This is a genomic window from Mesorhizobium escarrei (assembly GCF_935825525.1).
In the GTDB taxonomy this organism is placed as follows: Bacteria; Pseudomonadota; Alphaproteobacteria; order Rhizobiales; family Rhizobiaceae; genus Mesorhizobium; species Mesorhizobium escarrei.
The window spans coordinates 949-1,203 of sequence record NZ_CAKXZT010000097.1; the positions used below are offsets into that span (position 1 = coordinate 949).

Here is a 255-nt window from a genome sequence, read left to right on the forward strand (position 1 = left end):
AGGAGTGCGGCCAGGCGTGCGGTCAGGACCTGCGGCGTCTCTCGCCGCGCGCCCGCGCGGTATTGCTGCTGCACGACGGCGTGGGCATGACGGCGGCGGAGGCGGCGGCCGCGCTAGGCATCAGCGTGGCGGCGGCGCGCAGCGCCCTGCAACGGGCACGGACCGCACTGCCACCGCAGGAAGTCGTCGCGGCTGACGACGCCCGCGTCGAGGCCTATGTCGACGCTTGGAACGCGGGCGACGTTGGTGCGCTAG

The 255-nt window shown here is 74.5% G+C and carries 1 protein-coding gene; it reads left to right on the forward strand.

Going from position 1 to position 255, the window contains the following annotated elements:
* A partial coding sequence (locus tag NMG80_RS37225) for a sigma factor-like helix-turn-helix DNA-binding protein (protein ID WP_436798556.1) occupies window positions 1-255 on the forward strand: 255 nt, incomplete at both ends.